We start from the raw sequence: 18223 nt of genomic DNA, 5'->3' as shown, positions 1-18223 counted from the left end.
CCCGCGCTGCGCGCGCGAGTCGACTAACAGTCGACTCTACCGGGTAGGCATCAGTACCGGTCGGCGAACGCATCGGTGGCGCGCACCAGCGCATCCACCGTTGCCGGCTCGTTCGCGCTATGCCCCGAGGTCACCATCTCCAGCCTGGCTTCCGGCCAAGCCTTGGCCAGGTCCCAGGCGCTGCGCGGCGGGCAGATGATGTCGTAGCGGCCCTGCACGATCACGCACGGCAGGTGGCGGATGCGATCGACATCGCGCAGCAGCTGGTTCGGCTCCAGGAAGATGCCATTGCGGAAGTAGTGGGCCTCGATGCGGGCCTTGGCCAGGGTATCCAGCGGGTCATCCGTGGAAACCGCATCCACGTCGTGTTGCAGGGTGGCGGCGTTGTCTTCCCAGCCCAGCCAGGCCTGCGCCGCTGCGATGCGGGTGGCCTCATCGGCGCTGTCCATGCGCGTCCAGTAGGCCGCAATCATGTCACCTCGCTCGCCTTCTGGAATGTAGGCCTCGTAGCGATCCCAGCGTTCCGGGAAGATCCAGCGTGCACCGCCGTTGGCCTCGGCGAACCAGCGATTTTCCATCTCGCGGCCAAGGAACACGCCGCGCACGATCAGGCCGGTGGCACGTTCGGGATGCGCCTGTGCGTAGGCCAGCGACAGGGTCGAACCCCAGGATCCGCCGTAGACCAGCCAGCGCTCGATACCCAGATGCTCGCGCACCTTCTCGATGTCGGCCACCAGATCCTGCGTGGTGTTGTCGCGAAGCTCACCGAACGGAGTGGAGCGTCCGCTGCCACGCTGGTCGATCAGCACGATTCGGTAGCGTGCCGGGTCGAAGAAGCGGCGATGGGTGGGCGAGATGCCAGCACCCGGCCCGCCATGCAGGTACACCACCGGGATGCCCTCGGGCGTGCCGCACTCCTCGATATGCAGGGTGTGCAGATCGCTCACCGCCAGGGTGAACTCGCGGTAGGGCTCGATGGGGGGGTAGAGGGTGCGCATGACGGGGGTCTCACCAGCAGGGCCTGCCAGCATACCCCTGCCCACGGCATCGGGCAGCGCCTGCGGACTGCGCGGTGATGGAAATGTGCTTGCCGATGCGCATAAGCTTCGGCGATGCAGCAGACCATGGCAGGGAACCGTCCCTTCAATCCCGTCCTGAGCAGTGGCGCCCGCGAGCTGCTGAAGTGGCTCGCGCTCCTGACCATGACCGGCGATCACGTGGCCAAGGTGCTGTTCGGTGGATACCTGCCGGTAGTGAGCGAACTGGGGCGCATCGCGTTTCCGCTGTTCGCGCTGGTGATGGCCTGCAATCTTGCCCAGCCGGGCGCCGATCTCGGCAAGTCGATCCGCCGGCTGGCCGCATGGGGCCTTGTCGCGCAGCCTCTGCATGCATGGGCCTTCGGCTACTGGCTGCCGCTCAACATCCTGCTCACCTTCGCCTTGGCCGCGGTGGCGGTGCATGCGCTGGCCAACAATCGGCCACTGCTGTTGCTGCTGGCGGCGGGCATGGCGCCGATGCTGGTGGACTACCAATGGGCGGGGGTCGGCTTCGTGCTGCTGGGCTGGATCGCATTCCGGCATCGCGCGTGGTGGCTGCTGCTGGGCGGTCTTGGGGCGGTGTGCTGGGCCAACCACAACGGCTGGGCACTGCTGGCCATCCCGGTGGTGCTGGCAGCGGCGCGCGTGCCATGGCGGCTGCCGCGCTGGCGCTGGGCGTTCTATGGGTACTACGTGGGGCATCTGGCGGTGCTGGCGCTGTACGTGCATCTGCACGTCTGACGATGAGGATGGAACCGGCTGCGCTATCGTCGCTGTCCGATGGAAGGCGCGCCGGACGGTGAGCAGGATGAGCGTGTGACGGCAAGCGCTGTCACCCACTCAAACAATCCATCGGAGCATTCCATGAGCATTGAATCGATCCTGTACTCGGCCCAGGCCACCGCTGTCGGCGGCCGTGAAGGCCGCGCCACCTCGTCCGACAAGATCCTGGACATCGCCCTGTCCACCCCGGCCGAACTGGGCGGCACTGGTGGCACCGGCACCAACCCGGAGCAGCTGTTCGCCGCAGGCTACTCGGCATGCTTCCTCGGTGCCCTGAAGTACGTTGCCGGCCAGGACAACATCGCCATCGGTGACAGTGCAGCCGTGACCGGTCGCGTCGGCATCGGTGCGGTCAGCACCGGCTTCGCCATCGACGTGGCACTGACCATCTCGCTGCCGGGCGTGCCCACCGCGCAGGCCGAAGAGCTGGTGCGCAAGGCGCACATCGTCTGCCCGTACTCGCATGCCACCCGCAACAACATCAACGTGGCACTGGTCATCGCCTGATCGCCCTGGCCGCAGCGGGGTCTGCCCTGCTGCGGTCCTTGTCACCCCTACCGGTCCAGATCGCGCCAGTCGTGCGGGGCTGCCGCCAGGAAGGCATGTGCAGCGGAGTACAGCGCCGCAGCGCCGCCAGCGATGGACTCGGCACCGTACTCGCCCAGCACGTGCAGCGTGCCGGCGGTGCTGCCATCGCAACGATGTCCGAGCAGCAGCACCGGGACCTGCGCCAACCTGGCCAGGCGCAGCGGTGCAGGCTCTGTGGCCTTTCCTGTCTTCCGCCATGGGCAGGGGTCCAGTACGGCCAGTACCGTGGCACCGCGTCGCAGCTTCCGCCAGGCTTGGCCGCAGCGCGACGGTTGTCCGATGTCCAGGCGATGCCCCTGGCGCTGGAGGGCCAGCAATGTGCGGTGCATGGGTGAAGCTTCATGGTGAAGCGAATTGATGAAGTAGTGTGCGGGCGCACCTGGGCGGTCCAACAACGCGGCCATGGCCAGGTTGATATCACCGCTGGGCAACAGGCAGACCACCCGCCGCCGGCCTGCGGCCGAGGCCCATAGCGCTCCCGGGTCATGCCACGCCATCCCGCGCAGCAGGTGCTGCAGGGCTGGGAAGGGCAGCGACTGCAGATGGCGCGCGTGGGCTTTGCGAAGCCAGCGCCCGGCCAGGAAGCGGGCCGTGAGTGTCGTGGCCGATGCGGGCGCGTGGCCCAGCCGTTGCAGCGTGCCATAGGCGCGGCCATGCCGCTCTGTCAGCAGCAGCGGGCCAAGCACGGCAAAGGCACCTTCGGCCAATGTTAGCCGCGCGGGCGCGGGGAGCATCGGCAGCAACGCCGCAGCGATCCGCAGGCTTGCACGGTGGCAGGCATGGCGGGTCATCAGGCGGAGTGCCCACAGGCGCTCGCCGTTCAGTGCTGGCTTCATCGCGAGGTCCTCGTCAGCGGGGAGACGCATAGCGTCCCCAGCAAGGCGCGAGGCAGAAACAGGACAAGTCCGAAATGTGGACAGAACTGTCTGTGCAGTCAAATGCGTCATGCATCGACGCGTTTTTCGATCTTGTCCTACATCGACGACCGCACACGCCACGCATGCTGGCGCTCCATGTTCTTCACAACGAGCGCTTGCCGCCGCCCGATGCCATGCCGTCCGCCGCCCCTTCCATTGCCGATTCGCTGCGCCGCCTGCACTCCGGTGCCGGGCCGATGCCGTCCGGCGCGGGTGAACTGCAGGCGCTGAGGCAGTATCCGCGCAGGTTGATGCTGGCCTGCGGGGCGGTGCTCAGCCTGCTGTCATTGAGCGTGCTGATCACCCTCATCGTGGTCCAGGTCAACGGCTATGAGGCGCGCCGCATTGCCGAGTTCCGCCGCGCCCACACGGCGCTTCAGTTCCAGCTGGCGCGGCAGGATGCCAGCCATGCGCGGCTGGCGAACATGGCCGAATATGCCTGGGATCGTGACGTACAGCTGGGCGATGCCAGCGCCGAGGCCATGCGCCGTGACTACCTGCAGGGTGGCCAGCGCCTGGTGGTGGCAGCGGACGCTAGCAGCCGGCCGCAGATGGCGCTGGGCCTGGAGACCGCGCAGTGGCGCCCGCAGGAACTGCAGCGCTACCTGCAGCTCACTACTGCGGTCTCACTCATCCAGCGCCTGACCCGCACCGCCGATGAGGGGGAGCCGGACACCGCGTCCTACTTCTTCGATCCCAGCGGCCAATACCTGTCGCTGGACAAGGGCCTGACCGAACGCAGCCTGATCAGCGCGCTCGCGGCCAGCTCGCGCAGCGAGGTCTTCGAGCATCTGCGCGCGCCGGCGCAGCTGCTGGCGCCGGCCTCAAGCCACGATCAGGTGCCTCTGCTGGAAAGTGTCGAGCGCAGCGATGGCCCGCGCCGTACCTTCGGCCGCCACCCCATCAGCGGTGAGCCATCGCTGGTATCGGTGTTCCAGGCCAGCCTGGGCGCCACCCCCATCGCCACCTTCGTGGCCTATGAACCGATGGCACGCCTGCAGGCGCTGCTACGCCACAACAGCCAGGGCCATATCGCGCTGCTGGACCGCGATGGCCTGCGCGTGCTCACGTCTGATGGCATTGATACCAGGGCGGCCCTCGCAGGCGCCGATACCGACTGGGTGCTGCTGGGCGACGCCACCCGTGCACGCTTCCACAAGGGCCGATTCACCTTGGCGCTGGCAGTAGCGGGTACGCCCTGGACGCTGGTGGAGACCTACCGCTGGGCCGACATCCTGCGTGGCGTCGCACCGATGCTGCTCAGTGATGTCGCCTGCCTGCTCGTAGCGCTGGCGCTGCTCTGGTTCCTGCTGCTGTGGCTGCACCGGCGCATGTACACGCCTGCGTTCCGCCAGGTGAAAGCCATCTACGCCCGCGACCGCCGGTTGCGCCTGCTGCTGGAGCATGTGCCGGTGGGTGTGGCGCTGCTGGAAGCCAGCACTGGCCATGTGCAGGACTGGAATGGCCCGCTGCAGCGCATGGACCGCGCCGCCGGCGCGCGGCTGATGCCGCAGCTGCGTGAGGCGCTGATGCAGGCCGATACCCGCCATGGTGCGGTGAAGGTGGAGGGTGACATGCCCGCAGGCGATGTCGGCACCCGCATCATGGTCAAGTACATACGCACGGGCGATCTTCCCAGCGGTAGCAGAACGGCCAATGAGGAGAAGATCATGCAAGCGCGGCTGTATGACCGCGCTGGAACACTGTTCGCCGACGAGAATCTCTGGATCGGGTCGAATGTCTTGACGATCCGGAACAGGCCCAGTTGCAGAATGCGGGCACTGGAAGTGTCAATGGGCATCATTCCGATGTCGAGATTCAAGGGCGTGGGAACGCAGGCCGGGGAGCGTAACTACGAACTGGTAGTGGACTGCGATGCGGGCGTCGGCCAGGTGAATTATCAGGCGGTACCCACCACGGCAGTGATCAACAGTGACCACGGCCTGGCTGAGGTCAGCGGCGGCGCGCAGGGTGTGGCGTACCAGTTCCTGCAGAGCGACGGTTCGCCGATGCAGTTCTATGCCACGGATGAGTTTGGTCACGGATCATCCAGCGTAGAGGTGCTGAAGAAGACCTTTGGCGTACGCTATCAGCAGACCTTGCCCACCATTATGCCCGGGCCGGCCAATGGCGGACTGGTGTTCAGCCTTACCTTCCCCTGAGTGGTTTTTGCAGCATGGAGCGAGCCTGGCAATGAGAACATCCCGGTGCTGCCTTTCGTTGGTGCTGTCGCTGCTGTTCAGTGCCTCTGCCGCGGCCGAGGTGTCCGTTCAGGGCACGCGGGTGATCTATCCGGCTGCTCAACCGGAGGTGAGCGTTGCGCTGAAGAATGAAGGCGCGCGCGCTTCGCTTCTGCAAGCCTGGGTCGCCGATGGCGACATCGACCAGAAGCCTGAGGCTTCGCAGGCGCCGTTCATTCTCGACAAGCCGCTGTTCCGGCTCGATGCCGGGCAATCGCACCTGCTGCGGGTGCGCAGCCTGCCAACGCGGGCGCCCAAGGACGATCGCGAGCATCTGTACTGGTTGAACGTGGTGGACGTACCACCACGCGAAGCCGCTGCGGCAGAGAACGCCGTGCAGCTGGCAATCCGCTTCCGTATGAAGTTGCTCTATCGGCCTGAAGGAGTGGGGGTGCCCGTTGCGCCAGCAGCAAGAGTGGGCTTCACCCAGAAGACGGACGCACTGACGCTGCACAACGATTCACCGCATTACTTCAATGTTGCAGAGATGACGCTGGTGTCGGCTGCCGGTGAGCGTGCGCTTGGCAGTTTCTACCTGGCGCCGGGGCAAACGAAGAAGCTGCCCTATCCGGAAGGCTTCGCTGGCCCGCTGACGGCAGTGCGATACAGCTGGGTGGATGATGACGGCATCCTGCATCCGGAACGTCCCACCCTGCCGCCTTTGTAGTGTCGAGCCATGCATCGACTGATGCGGCTCGGCATTGTCCTGTTTGCATGTATTGAGGGTTGTCGGACATCGGCGACGCGCTCCATGCAGGCACGCGCTGCATGCGTTCCAAAGCGATGGCAGCGGGCGGTTTGTCATGACCGTGGCGGCGCGTTGTCGTGGCCGGCACGCCGTGTCGCCAGGATTCAACCAATCCGGGGAGGATGGGGGGGGGCTTCAGCCAGTGTGTTCTAGGACGGTTCGCCCCTGAAAACAAGGCGTATTCGCCGCTTCGGCAGTGTGCGACAATGCCGCCCGCTGCAAGACTCTCTCCGTCAGCACCCCTCGTGGCTTTGCATAAGTCGCACGGTTGTGTACATGATGGATTGCCGCCGAAAAAGGGCGGCCGGGCGTGGAAACCCGTTAGTTGTGTGTTGTTAACGCTTGTCAGCCGGCGTCGCCTTGTGCGGCGCCGGCTGGCAATCCGTTCGCGTTTTATGGCGGGCGGTACGTGGGGTGTGCGCAAGCACACCCGCCGGGTCGTGACACACAACTACCGGTTTCCACACACGTACCGTCCGCCACCATTGTTAAGTGTGGCGGTGCCGTATGTCTTGCACGGAGACCTGCCATGAACGCATCGGATATTCCCCCTCTGCGCGCCCAGTACGCCCCGGCCAATGCCGACGAGGGCGAGGTGGCAAAGCCCGATCCCAACACCCTGATCACCCTGTTGCACCAGATTGGCCGCGGCGCAGCGGCCGACGGCCAGCCCTGGCCGGAACGCCATCAACTGCCGGGCCGCTGCCTGGCGCTGGCCGACGCCGATGGGGCGTTGGCCGGGCTGCGCATCGTGAACGAGATCCTGCTGGCCGCCGAGCGCGCCCGGCAGAATGGCGGCCCGGAACACTACGTGGGCGACCGGGTAATGGAAGGGTTGAAGCTGGCCGCGTTGGCGTTGACCAACCAGGCCATTTATCGCCTGCATCCGGAATGAAGGATGGCGGAGGCCGGTAGATCCACGCCATGCGTGGATGCTTTCGGCGGGTCACCATGGCATCAGCCAGGCATGGCCTGGCTCTACTGATGCATTTCCAGTAGATCCATGCCATGCGTGGATGCCTTTCAGAAATCCATCGTGGCCGACAACAACACCGTCCTCGGTGCACCCAGTGCCAGGCTGGAAAGCAACGGCATGCCCCAGTACGCCTTGTTGGTCACGTTGTTCACGCTGGCGCGCAGGGCAAGCGGTCGCCCCGCCATCGTGGTGCTGTAACGCGCACCCACATCGAACAACGTGCGCCCCGGCACCGACAGGCGATTGTCGGCACTGATGTACTGCTTCGACATCGCCGTGGCATTGCCGGTCAGGGTCAAACCCTCCAGCGCCGGCACATCCCATTCCACGCCCAGCTTGGCCTGGCGTTGCGCAACGGCGGTAGCAATGCGGCCTTCATTCACACCACCCGCCGTACGGGTCAGCTTCGGCTGCACGTAGGCCACGCCGCCCAGCAGGCGCACGCCGTCCAGGGGCGCGCCGAAGAAGCCCCATTCCACGCCACGGTTACGCTGTTCGCCACCGAACGAGAAGATATTCGTGACCGGGTCGGTGTAGCTGCTCGGGCGCTTGATCTCGTACACGCTGAAGGTGTGCGCGAAGCTGCCCAGGTCCAGTTTCAGGCCCAGCTCCTTCTGCTTGGTGCGGAACGGTGCGAACACATCGCCGGCATTGGCGGCGGTCATCGGCGCGGTGGCACCCTGGCTGAGGCCTTCGATGTAGTTGGTGTAGACCGAAAGTGTATCGGTGGCCTTCACCAGCAGGGCGGCCGCCGGGGTGGTGGCGCTCTCGTCGTAGCGCGAGGTGCGCGCACCCGTGGCCACATTGAAGGTCTCGCTGACCACCTGCTGGCGACGCAGGCCAATGGTCAGCTGCACGCGGTCATCGGCGAAGGACAGGGTGTCGGCGAAGCCGAGGCTGTCCAGCCGCAGTTCGGTGTGCGAGATATGCGGCGCGATGAACGGCGCAGCCGGGCCCCACACCGGGTTGTAGAGGTTGGTGGTCCAGTCCCAGCCCGGCACGCTGCGGCGGCCGTAGTCGTTCTGAGTGTGCTGGTAGTGGGTCACGTTGGCGGCCCACTGATGGCTCACGCTGCCGGTACGGAAGCTGCCGCGCAGCCCGGCGTCACCGGACTGCTTCTTGATGTCGAACGCCAGCTGGCCCATCACCGTGGTGAAGTCACCGGCCGGGTTGAGGATCTGCGCACTGATCGAGCCGTTGTAACGGTAGTCGGTCTTGCTGGTGCCATAGGCCAGGTAGGCCATCAGGTGTTCGTTGATGTCCAGCTCGCCGCGCAGCATCGCGCCCTTGTCCTGGCTGTCCACGTAGGCCCAGTCCGGGTTGATCAGGGTGTCGCCACGCGGTGGCCGCGGAATCGCCACGCCCGGTGCCAGGCCGACGCCACGAGCCGGACCATCGACGCGGTCATCGGCGCTGTACAGATCGGCGGAGAGGCGGGCGCGCTCGCCGCGCCAGTCCAGTGCCAATGAACCCAGTTGCACTTTCTTGCTCTGCTTGCCGACAGCACCGTCGCCATCACGGTAGGCGCCGTTGAAACGGATGCCGAACTGCTTGTCGGCACCCAGCCGGCGGCCCACATCCACGTGGGTGCCAAACTGCGCATCGGAGGCGAAGTTGGCGCTGACCCGCAGCAGCGGTTGCTCACCGGCACGCTTGGGCACCAGGTTGACGCTGCCACCAACCGAGCCGCCCGGCGGCATGCCGTTGAGCAGGGCGGACGGGCCCTTCAAGACCTCGATGCGCTCGAACATTTCCGGCGAGGTGCGGTAGTACGGCGCCATGCCGCTGAGGCCGTTGAACGTGGTGTCGCTGGTGCTGGAGGAGAAGCCGCGGATGGCGTAGTTCTCGCTCCACGAACCGGTCACGCCGTTACTGAACACCGTGGGGTCGGTAGCGGCGATGACGTCGGTGAGGTCCTTGGCCTGGCGGTCGCGGATGAAGGCTTCGGTGTAGCTGACCGTGCTGAACGGCGTGTCCATGAAGTCCTTGTCGCCGAGCAGGCCAACCCGGCTACCGGAAGCCACCTGGCCGCCGGCATAGTCGCCGGTCACACGGCGCTGTTCCTGCACCTGCACCGAGGGCAGGGTGGACGGCGCGGATTCGGCCAGCGCGGCAAACGAGGCCAGCAGCCCCATTGCCAGGGCCGACACCCGGTAGCGCCGGGCCATAGGCGGATGCATCTGCACGCGGCTCGCGGCGGCCGCTGCGGGCTGCAGCGGAGAGGAAAGGTGGTACACGGTCATGCCAGGTTCCTGTGAATCGCAGGTGCGAACGCGCCTGGCGCGCTGCCGAGGGCAAGCACGGGGGAGGGCGCGGCGCAGGGTTGTCGGCTGGGTGGGGACCTGGCGGGAAGTGAGCCATGGGCTCGATCGCGGACGGCGGCGGGGTTGCGAACCACACGCATTCCGAATTAGTTGAGTAAATTAAACTAAACCATATGAAGCGGACAAGAGGGTCCCTTTGCTGGCACCCTCGCTACGGTATGAACATGCACCCTGAAACCCCGGCGTCGGCCCGTGGCCGTCCGCCCACCATCACCCCCGATCGCCTGGCCGACATCGGCATCAAGCTGGGCCTGCCGAACCTGACCATGGCCAACGTGGCCGCCGAACTGGCGGTGACCCAGGCCGCGCTCTACAAGCGCGTGGCCAACCTGGAGGCCTTGAAGCGGCTGGTGGCCGATACGGTGTTCCAGCGCTGGCAGATTCCACGTGCTTCGGTCGATGCGCCGGGTGGGCTGCAGGCCTACCTGCTGGCATTCGTGGAATCGCTGTGCGAGGTGGTGAAAGCGCACCCCGGACTACCGCCCTACCTGCTGCGCCGTTCGGTGGCGACCACGCCGATGCTGGACAAGATCGCCTCGCACCAGGCCCATGTGGCCGAGGTGTTCGGCCTGCCGCTGGACAAGGCGCGCTGGCTGCTGGCCACGATCGCGTTCTACTGCATTGCCGGTGCGGACACGGTCTACGGGATTGCCGACGACGAAGAGGGCCAGGTGATCACCGAGTTCAAGCAGGGCATGCGTGCGCTGGTAATCGGTTCGCTGGAGGTGTTGGAACTTCGGTAGATCCACGCCATGCGTGGATGCCGATGCGCGGCTCGCCACGGCCCCATCCACGCATGGCGTGGATCTACAATGCGGCCATGCCTGCCACGCCCACCCTCGATGATCTGCGCCGCCATGCGGTGGCGCGCACGCTGTTCAAGCCCACCACGTTGCTGACCGCGATCCGGCGCCTGGGCTTCGTGCAGGCCGACCCGATCCGCGCACCGGCACGCGCACAGGACCTGACCCTGCGCCATCGGGTGAAGGACTACCGTGCCGGTGATCTGGAGCGGCGTTATGCGCGCCTGCCAGTGGAAGAGGATTGCCTGGTGAACTACGGCTTCCTGCCGCGCGAGCATCTGGCGTTGATGCATCCGCGTGTGTCCAGGCGCGCATGGGATGCCGAGACGCAGCGCCGCGCGGCGGATGTACTGGCCTTCGTGCGCGAGCGTGGCAGCGTGCACCCACGCGAGGTTGACCAGGCGTTTGCGCATGGCCGGGTGACCAACTACTGGGGTGGCACCAGCAATGCCAGCACGCACCTGCTGGAGGGCATGCACTACCGCGGGCTGTTGCGGGTGAAGCGGCGCGACAGCGGCACCCGCATCTATGCCGTGGCTGAGCACGCGGAAGCCGATGCCAGCGCGCAGGCGCAGATCGAACGCGCGGCTGCTTTGATCGACCTGGTGGTACGCAAGTACGCGCCGCTGCCGTCGGCCAGCCTGACTTATCTGGTGCGCCTATTGGGCTACGGCGCACCGCATCTGGCCGAACAGACCCGGCAGGCGTTGATGCTGGCCAAGCAACAGCTGGCCAGCTGCACGCTGGAAGGCACCACCTGGTACTGGCCGGCAGACGAGAACCCGCGCTCGCGCCGGCATGCGCCGGACGAAGAGGTACGCCTGCTGGCGCCGTTCGACCCGGTGGTGTGGGACCGCCGCCGCTTCGAGCTGCTATGGGGCTGGGTCTACAAGTTCGAGGCCTACACGCCTGCGCCGAAGCGCCAGTACGGCTACTACGCACTGCCGGTGCTGTGGCATGACCAGGTGGTGGGCTGGGCCAATCTCAGTGTGCGCGACGGTGAACTGGCGTCCAGCGTGGGCTACGCCGGCAAGTCGCTGGCCCGCGACAAGGTGTTTCGTGGTGCGTTGGAAGACGAACTGCAGCGCATGGCGGAGTTCCTGTAGCGCCCAGCGGCGCATGGGTGCCTATCGCTCCCGGTGCCCACCAAGGTGGGCATCTACCAAAGCAACGCCGCGCAGGCCCGGTAGTCGCCAACCTTGGTTGGCGCTGGCTTCCATCGGTGCCCACCAAGGTGGGCAGCTACCAAAGCAACGCCGCTCAGGCCCGGTAGTCGCCAACCTTGGTTGGCGCCGCGATGCATCGGTGCCCACCAAGGTGGGCAGCTACCAAAGCAACAGCGCTCAGGCCCGGTAGTCGCCAACCTTGGTTGGCGTCGCTTTCATCAATGCCCACCAAGGTGGGCAGCTACCAAAGCAACGCTGCTCAGGCCTGGTAGTCGCCAACCTTGGTTGGCGCCGTGGTGTATGGGTGCCCACCAAGGTGGGCATCTACCGATTCCACCGCCCATGCACCACCATCGCCACCACCACCACACCTGCGGCAACGCTGGTGTGACCGGACAGCGCAGCCAGACCGAAACCCACGCCCAACCCGCGCATGGCAAACACGGTACTGAACACCAGCAGTGCCCAGCCAATCGCGCGCAGCTGCTGGGTTGCCTGCGCGCTCAGCACACGACGCAATACGTCCCGCTGATGGCGCTCCATCGCCAGTGCCAGGCAGGCGAACGCGGCCAGCGACAACACGAACAGAATGACGTGGATCATGCACTGGCCTCCGGTGCCGCAGTGCGTGGCGCGGCAAACGGCCGGGCGCGTTTCACCTTCGGCGCATGCCGCCAGGTGCGCCAGGCCAGCAGCGTGTGCAGGGCGGCCAATGCCAGTAGGGTCAGGTCGGTGCCAGCGAATGCCCAGTCGCCCGCGGCCAGCGTGCGCCACAGCGGATGCAGCGTGGTCACCGCAGTCAGCACCGGCAGCAGCGCCAGCAGCAACGCCGCCAGCAGGAACTGTTCGATCCATGCGCGCTTGGGTGTGCGCATCGTGGCGTGCACGAACATGGCCGCCCAGGCCAGGAAGAACGCATGCACCTCCCACGCCGCGCGCCCGTCCATGGTGACGGGCAGCAGGCGGTTCGCCCACAGGTAGGCCGCCATCGCCACCGACAGGCCGGCGACGGTGGCGATGTTGAGACGCTCGACCAGGCGGAAGCCGAAGTAGGGGCGCTGCGGATCAGGCAGCTGCGCGCGGCGCTTGACCGTCCACAGCACCAGCCCGGTGCCGACCATGGCGCTGCCGGCCAGGCTGACGATGAAGTACAGCCAGCGTAGGGCGGCATCGGCGAAGCGGCCCAGGTGCAGGCCATACAGCACGCCCTGGGTATCGGCGGCAACGCCCGAGTGTTCCTTGATCTGCAGCAGCTGCCCACCGCTGCCGTCGAACAGCAGATAGTTCGGGGTGGTCGAAACACGGCTGGACTGCGCACGCACCACGGCCACGCGTGCGTTCTCGTCGCCGGGATTCTGCACCTGCACGCTGCCCACCGCGCCGGCTCCCCAGCGCTGCTCGGCCTGCTGCACCAGTGCACCGACGTTGGTGAGCGGAGCAGGGTGGCCGGCGGCCTTCTGCGGTGGCAGGAACAGGCGCATCTCGCTGACGACCTCGGCCTGCTGGCGCTTGTCCGGCAGCTTGGCCAGGCCCCACGGCATGTACAGTACCGCCAGCATCACCAGGCCGCTCCAGGTGATCATGAAGTGGAACGGCAGGCCGAGTACCGACAGCGCCGCGTGTCCATCCAGCCAAGAGCGCTGGCCCTTGCCCCAGCGGAAAGTGAAGAAGTCGGCGAAGATCTTCTTGTGGGTGATTACGCCGCTGACGATGGCGACCAGCATGAACATCGCGCACAGGCCGACGATCCAGCGGCCCCACATCGCCGGCATGTAGTGCAGGTTGAAGTGGAAGGCATAGAAGAAGTCGCCGCCGCCGGTGTCACGTGCCTGCAGCGGTGCACCGGTGCTGGCGTCGAACAGGCCCGAGTCGAAGCCATGCCGGCCACGCCCGCCCGGGCTGGCCCACATCGCCGACACCCACGGCATGCGCGTGCTCGGCAGGCTGAGGTTGATCTGGCTGGCCGCAGGCGTGTCGGCCATGATTGCCGTGACGGTACGCTGCGCAACCACAGCGGCGTCCGGCAACACGGACGGTGTGGCGATTTCCGGGCGGGTGTAGCGCGAGAGCTCGTCGCGGAAGTAGCTGGCGGTGCCGGTGAGGAACATCGCGTACAGGATCCATCCGGCCAGCAGCCCCACCCAGATATGCAGGTCGGACATGGTCTGGCGGATGCCGCGTGGCTTCGGAGTGCGATCGACCTTGCTCATGCAGCGCCTCCGTTGCCGACCGTCTGTGCGATCAACCACAAGGGCAACGCGACGAGGAGCAGGCCCAGCCACGCGCGCCACGCCGAGCGCACCGCGAACACCCAGACCACGGCGCCGGCGTACAGCAGGAAGCTGGCCAGCATGCCAGTGAACACGGCCTGGCGACCATCAATGGGCAGCGCCAGTGCCGCGATGCTGCACAGTGCGGCCAGCACATAGCCGCCGAACAACGCGGCGATGATGCGTGAGACCAGGGGCAGCCAGGCCAGCACGGAGGCGGTACGGGAAACGGTCAAAGCACTTCTCCAGGGCACCACGCGCAATGGCGTGGCGCCCTTGAAACGAGGATCAGAAATCGATGGTGGCCGACAGCAGGGCGGTGCGTGGCGTGCCCAGCCCGGAGCCGAGGCTGCCTGCCCAGTACGCCTTGTTGGTCAGGTTCTGCACAGTGGCGCGCAGTACCAGCGGATGGCCGGCCGCTTGCGTGGCATAGCGGGCACCGAGATCGAACACGGTGCGGCCCGCCACCCACTGGCTGTTGTCAGCGGTGATGTAGCCCTTGGACAGGCTGACCGCGTTGCCGGTGAGGGTGAGGCCGGCCACGGCCGGCACGTCCCATTCCACGCCCAGCTTGCCCTGCCATTGCGGTGAGGCCGTCGCCAACCGACCTTCGTTGACGCCGCCCTGGGTACGGGTCAGCTTCGGCTGCAGCCAGCCGATGCCACCGAGCACGCGCAGCTGTTCGGTGGCCTGGCCGAACACGGTCCATTCCACGCCCCGGTTGCGTTGCTGGCCTCCGAACGAGAACACGTTGGTCGCCGGGTCGGTGTAGGAGCTGGGCTTTTCGATCTCGTACACGCTCAATGCGCTGGCCAAGCGGCCGAAGTCGAACTTGGCACCGACCTCGCGCTGGCGGGTCTTGAACGGCGGGAACACGTCGCCCGCGTTGGCGGCGGTGGCCGGGGCGGTGCTGCCCTGGCTCAGGCCTTCGATGTAGTTGGCATACAGTGACAGGCGGTCGCTGGCCTTGAACAGCAGTGCACCGGCCGGGGTGTTGGCGCTGGCGTCGTAGCGTGCGGTGCGCTTGCCTGTGCCGCCATCGAAGGTATCGCTGAGCACGGTCTGGTGACGGATGCCCAGGGTCAGCTGCACACGATCATCGATGAAGGACAGCGTATCGGCGATGCCGAAGCTGGTGGTGCGCACTTCCGCGGTCTTCGGCAGCGACGCATCACTGAAGCTGCGGTCGATGGCAGGGCCCCACTGCGGGTTGTAGATATTGGTTACCCAATCGCGGGCCAGCAGGTTGCGCTTGAAGCCGAACTTCTGGTCGTGCTGGTACCAGGCTGCACTGATGGCCAGCGCGTGATCGACCGCGCCGGTGCGGAAACGCGCCGACAATCCGGCTTCGGCGGTGTCCTTGCTGTAGATGAAGCGTTGGTGGGCGAAGTTGTTGCGGAAGTCGCCGGCGGTGTTGGTGATCAGCGTGGTGGCACTGGCGATGGAGTCGAAATCGGTATGGCCGTGGCCGTAGCTGGCATGCGCCTGCAGGTAGTCATTGATGTCGAACGACCAGCGCAGTGCGGCGGCCTGGTCCTTGACGGTGCTGAAGGTCCAGTCCGGTGCAAACAGGGTGCTGGCTTTCGGCGGGCGGGGCACGGCCAGGCCGGGCGCCAGCGAGACGCCACGGTTGAGGCCATCCACATGGTCGCGGCTGCTGAACAGGTCCAGCGACACCTGCGAGCGCTCACCACGCCAGTCCAGGCCGAGCGATGCGAGCTGCGTCTTGTGCTGCTGGTGGTCGGTGGCGGTGTCGCCGTCGCGATGCACGGCATTGAGGCGTACGCCGAACTGCTTGTCCGCGCCGAAGCGGCGGCCGACATCCAGGTGACCGCCCCACTGCGCGTCGCTGCCGTAGCTGGCGGTGAAGCGGGTCAGCGGCGTGTCGCCTGCACGCTTGGGTACCACGTTCACCGCACCGCCCACCGAGCCACCGGGCGGCATGCCGTTGAGCAGCGCGGACGGGCCCTTCAGCACTTCGATGCTCTCGGCCAGTTCGGGAGTGACGCGGTAGTAGGGGATCAGCCCGTACAGGCCACCAAAGCCGATATCCGACGAGGCGACACCGAAACCGCGGATGTTGAAGTAGTCGGTGATGCCACCACTGGAGCCACTGTTGTAGACGCTGGGGTCGGTCAGTGCGATGACCCGCACCAGGTCCGGCGCCTGGATGTTGTCGATGAATTCGGCGGTGTAGCGGGTGGTGTTGAACGGCGTGTCCATGAAGTCGAGCTCGCCGAGCAGGCCGACGCCGCTGCCGCGCGTGACCTGGCCGCCGGCGTAGGTATCGGTGGGTGCGGTCTTGTCGGCGCGCACGTTCACGGTGGGCAACTGGCGGGCGCCATCGGGTGCATCGTTGGCGTGTGCGGCGGTGGCGATCAGCAGGGTGGGCAGCAACGCCGCACGTGCGGCCAGGGACAGCGCCGAGCGGCGTGGGAGGGGCAGGGTTCGCAGGGGGAGGGACATGGCGGTTCTCGTGTGGTGGGTCGTGCGATCGGCCAGCACGGCGCCGTCTGTGACCTGCAGGGGCAGGACGACGCGGGCTGTGGAATGGCTGGCAGAGGGCACGGCACTGCCGGTGTGGCAGTGCTGCACGCGAGGTGCGTGGGCGATCTGTGGCTGGGTGGAACGAAGCGCGGGGCGCGGATACTGCTGGGTGGATCAGATATCGTCGGCGAGGTCGTCGAGGTCCTGCAGGCCACCGCCGCGTGCCAGCACGCGCTCGTAGTTGCGGCGGCGACGCTGGTCGGTCTCGGTGGTGGTCTCGCCACGTTTCCAGTAGCCGGCCGCGGCAACGTCGCTGCGTGGCAGGCCGACCGTTTCGATGAAGTGGCGGCGCAGGGCACGCATTTCCTCGCGCTCGCCAGCCGCCCAGACCGTGCTGCCGGGTTCCGGCCGCAGTTGGCGCGCCTGCTGCAGCAACGGCGCGTCACCGGTGGCGAGGCGGTGCACGCGGATACCTTCAATGGCGGGCAGTTCGTCTACCGGGAATGCATCATCCGAGGCGATCCAGGCCTCTGCGCGCAGGTCGGCCGGCCACTGCTGCAGCAATGCAAACAGGGCAGGGATGGCGCTTGGGTCGGCGAACAGGAGGGCGCAGGTGCCCTCGCGCTGCGGTACCTGCAGATGGGGGCGCGGTCCGGTCAGATCGAAGGCATCACCGGGGCGCAGCGCACGTACCCAGGCCAGCATCGGCCCCGGCGCCTCGTGCAGCACTACGTCCAGGGTGAACTGGCGGGTGTTGGGATCGAGGCTGCGCACGGTGTAGATCCGTGACACATCGCCGAACGTGGCGCCGAGCTGGATGCGCACGGCGGTGTTGGCACGCTGCCAGGGCGCGAGTTCTGCATGTTCCGGCAGCTGGACCACGAGGCGCAGCAGGCTGGCGCACGGCTGTGCAACCGCGACCACCTGGACCTGCAGCGCCTGCAGGCCGCGATCATGGTCGGCGCCGCGCAGCGGCCCGGCCGGGGTGATTGAAGTGGGGGACGCGGACATCGACAACGATCCTGGACACTGCAAATGCGAATTAGTTACATCATAGTAAACTAAATTGATCGTGCCGCAACCGGGGGCTGTCCACGGACCGCAGCGACGCGTTGACCGCGGCGTCGCTGCGGACCACCATGACAGCCCTTGCCCGCGCACCGCGCAGGAACCGTTACCGCATGGCTGCACCGAAAAAGACCGCTGCCCGTGGGCGGCCGCCCAGCATCACCCGCGAGCGCATCGCCGACGCCGGCATTGTCATGACGCTGCCGGGGCTGAGCTTCGTGGGCGTGGCGGCGGCGCTGGGGGTCAGCCACATCGCGCTGTACAAGCATGTGGCGAATCTGGCGGCACTGCGCGAGCTGGTGGCCGAGGCGATCTTCGAGCGTTGGCAGGCACCGGCACTGGATGCCGCTGGCCGGCGCAGCATCGAGGAGGATCTGCGTGCGTTCCAACGTTCACTGCGGACGCTGGTGGACGGGAATCCGGGCCTGGCGCCGTTCCTGGTCAGCCACGGCGCGAAGACACCGGAGATGCTGGCGCGCATCCAGCGCCACCATGCCGAATTCAGCCGCGTGCATGATCTGCCGCTCGAGCAGGCGGCGTGGCTGCTGTCGACCGTGGCTTATCACGCCGTGGCGTTGGCCGACACCGTGTATTCGCGGCATGCGGTGGTAGATACCACGCGACGCCCGTTGGATCGGAGGGCGCAGGAGGCCGAGTTCGACCGCAGCATGGAAGCGTTGATCATCGGTGCATTGGCGATGTGCGGGCGCACGGCAACGTAGTCGCCAACCTTGGTTGGCGCCGCGATACATCGTTGCCCACCAAGGTGGGCGTCTACCGGTCAAGCGGCGTCCTTGCGCTCAGCATCCTCCATGC

General features: G+C 66.7%; 16 protein-coding genes. 8 read left to right on the top strand and 8 right to left on the bottom strand.

Features of this window, described 5'->3' with window-relative positions; translation table 11 throughout:
• Nucleotides 1–50: 50 nt before the first annotated feature.
• The gene (pip, locus tag V3B48_RS12600) at nt 51–998 is read right to left on the bottom strand and encodes a prolyl aminopeptidase (RefSeq protein WP_329892887.1); all 948 of its coding nucleotides are present in this window, start codon (nt 996–998) and stop codon (nt 51–53) included.
• Nucleotides 999–1124: 126 nt separating this feature from the next.
• Between pip and V3B48_RS12595 the strand changes: the two genes are divergently transcribed.
• Both V3B48_RS12595 and V3B48_RS12590 read left to right on the top strand, forming a co-directional pair.
• Entirely contained in the window at nt 1125–1778 is a 654-nt protein-coding gene (locus V3B48_RS12595; protein ID WP_329892888.1) for a TraX family protein, read from the top strand.
• Between the two features lie 123 nt (nt 1779–1901).
• Nucleotides 1902–2327: an organic hydroperoxide resistance protein gene (locus tag V3B48_RS12590; RefSeq protein WP_121503386.1), complete on the top strand. Its 426-nt coding sequence runs from the start codon at nt 1902–1904 to the stop codon at nt 2325–2327.
• Between the two features lie 47 nt (nt 2328–2374).
• Here V3B48_RS12590 and V3B48_RS12585 read toward each other — a convergent pair whose 3' ends face one another.
• The gene (locus V3B48_RS12585) at nt 2375–3244 is read right to left on the bottom strand and encodes a hypothetical protein (RefSeq protein WP_285301709.1); all 870 of its coding nucleotides are present in this window, start codon (nt 3242–3244) and stop codon (nt 2375–2377) included.
• A gap of 215 nt (nt 3245–3459) precedes the next feature.
• Here V3B48_RS12585 and V3B48_RS12580 point away from each other — a divergent pair, with 215 nt between their 5' ends.
• The 3 genes from V3B48_RS12580 (at nt 3460) to V3B48_RS12570 (ending at nt 7208) form a co-directional block, all read left to right on the top strand.
• Nucleotides 3460–5487 (top strand): hypothetical protein, encoded by a 2028-nt coding sequence (locus V3B48_RS12580; RefSeq protein ID WP_329892889.1) that lies wholly within the window; start codon nt 3460–3462, stop codon nt 5485–5487.
• 61 nt (nt 5488–5548) lie between these two features.
• Nucleotides 5549–6232, top strand: coding sequence for a molecular chaperone (locus V3B48_RS12575; protein WP_329892890.1), 684 nt, complete (start codon nt 5549–5551; stop codon nt 6230–6232).
• A 610-nt stretch (nt 6233–6842) separates the two neighbouring features.
• Nucleotides 6843–7208, top strand: coding sequence for a hypothetical protein (locus V3B48_RS12570; protein WP_121503371.1), 366 nt, complete (start codon nt 6843–6845; stop codon nt 7206–7208).
• Nucleotides 7209–7336: 128 nt separating this feature from the next.
• Here V3B48_RS12570 and V3B48_RS12565 read toward each other — a convergent pair whose 3' ends face one another.
• Entirely contained in the window at nt 7337–9532 is a 2196-nt protein-coding gene (locus V3B48_RS12565) for a TonB-dependent siderophore receptor (RefSeq protein WP_329892891.1), read from the bottom strand.
• Between the two features lie 239 nt (nt 9533–9771).
• Here V3B48_RS12565 and V3B48_RS12560 point away from each other — a divergent pair, with 239 nt between their 5' ends.
• Both V3B48_RS12560 and V3B48_RS12555 read left to right on the top strand, forming a co-directional pair.
• On the top strand, nt 9772–10356 hold the full coding sequence (locus V3B48_RS12560; RefSeq protein ID WP_329892892.1) for a TetR/AcrR family transcriptional regulator: 585 nt from the start codon (nt 9772–9774) through the stop codon (nt 10354–10356).
• 53 nt (nt 10357–10409) lie between these two features.
• A complete protein-coding gene (locus tag V3B48_RS12555; RefSeq protein WP_329892893.1) occupies nt 10410–11522 on the top strand; it encodes a crosslink repair DNA glycosylase YcaQ family protein in 1113 nt (370 codons plus the stop codon).
• Nucleotides 11523–11906: 384 nt separating this feature from the next.
• Here the strand turns inward: V3B48_RS12555 and V3B48_RS12550 are convergent, their stop codons facing one another.
• The 5 genes from V3B48_RS12550 to V3B48_RS12530 all read right to left on the bottom strand — a co-directional run bounded on the left by V3B48_RS12550 (nt 11907) and on the right by V3B48_RS12530 (nt 17350).
• Nucleotides 11907–12185 (bottom strand): DUF3325 domain-containing protein, encoded by a 279-nt coding sequence (locus V3B48_RS12550; RefSeq protein WP_329892894.1) that lies wholly within the window; start codon nt 12183–12185, stop codon nt 11907–11909.
• A complete protein-coding gene (locus V3B48_RS12545; protein ID WP_329892895.1) occupies nt 12182–13792 on the bottom strand; it encodes a PepSY-associated TM helix domain-containing protein in 1611 nt (536 codons plus the stop codon). The genes V3B48_RS12550 and V3B48_RS12545 overlap by 4 nt, the downstream gene beginning before the upstream one ends.
• Nucleotides 13789–14088: a DUF3649 domain-containing protein gene (locus tag V3B48_RS12540; protein ID WP_285303706.1), complete on the bottom strand. Its 300-nt coding sequence runs from the start codon at nt 14086–14088 to the stop codon at nt 13789–13791. The genes V3B48_RS12545 and V3B48_RS12540 overlap by 4 nt, the downstream gene beginning before the upstream one ends.
• Before the next feature lie 52 nt (nt 14089–14140).
• Complete coding sequence (locus V3B48_RS12535) at nt 14141–16318, bottom strand: TonB-dependent siderophore receptor (protein ID WP_329892896.1); 2178 nt, start codon at nt 16316–16318, stop codon at nt 14141–14143.
• Between the two features lie 195 nt (nt 16319–16513).
• The gene (locus V3B48_RS12530; RefSeq protein WP_329892897.1) at nt 16514–17350 is read right to left on the bottom strand and encodes a siderophore-interacting protein; all 837 of its coding nucleotides are present in this window, start codon (nt 17348–17350) and stop codon (nt 16514–16516) included.
• Between the two features lie 170 nt (nt 17351–17520).
• Between V3B48_RS12530 and V3B48_RS12525 the strand changes: the two genes are divergently transcribed.
• Nucleotides 17521–18129, top strand: coding sequence for a TetR/AcrR family transcriptional regulator (locus V3B48_RS12525; protein WP_329892898.1), 609 nt, complete (start codon nt 17521–17523; stop codon nt 18127–18129).
• The last annotated feature ends 94 nt before the right edge of the window (nt 18130–18223 follow it).

Origin of the sequence: Stenotrophomonas sp. SMYL20, from assembly GCF_036320045.1 — a bacterium.
Taxonomy (GTDB): Bacteria; Pseudomonadota; Gammaproteobacteria; order Xanthomonadales; family Xanthomonadaceae; genus Stenotrophomonas; species Stenotrophomonas maltophilia_A.
This window is presented reverse-complemented; position numbering and strand designations above follow the sequence as displayed.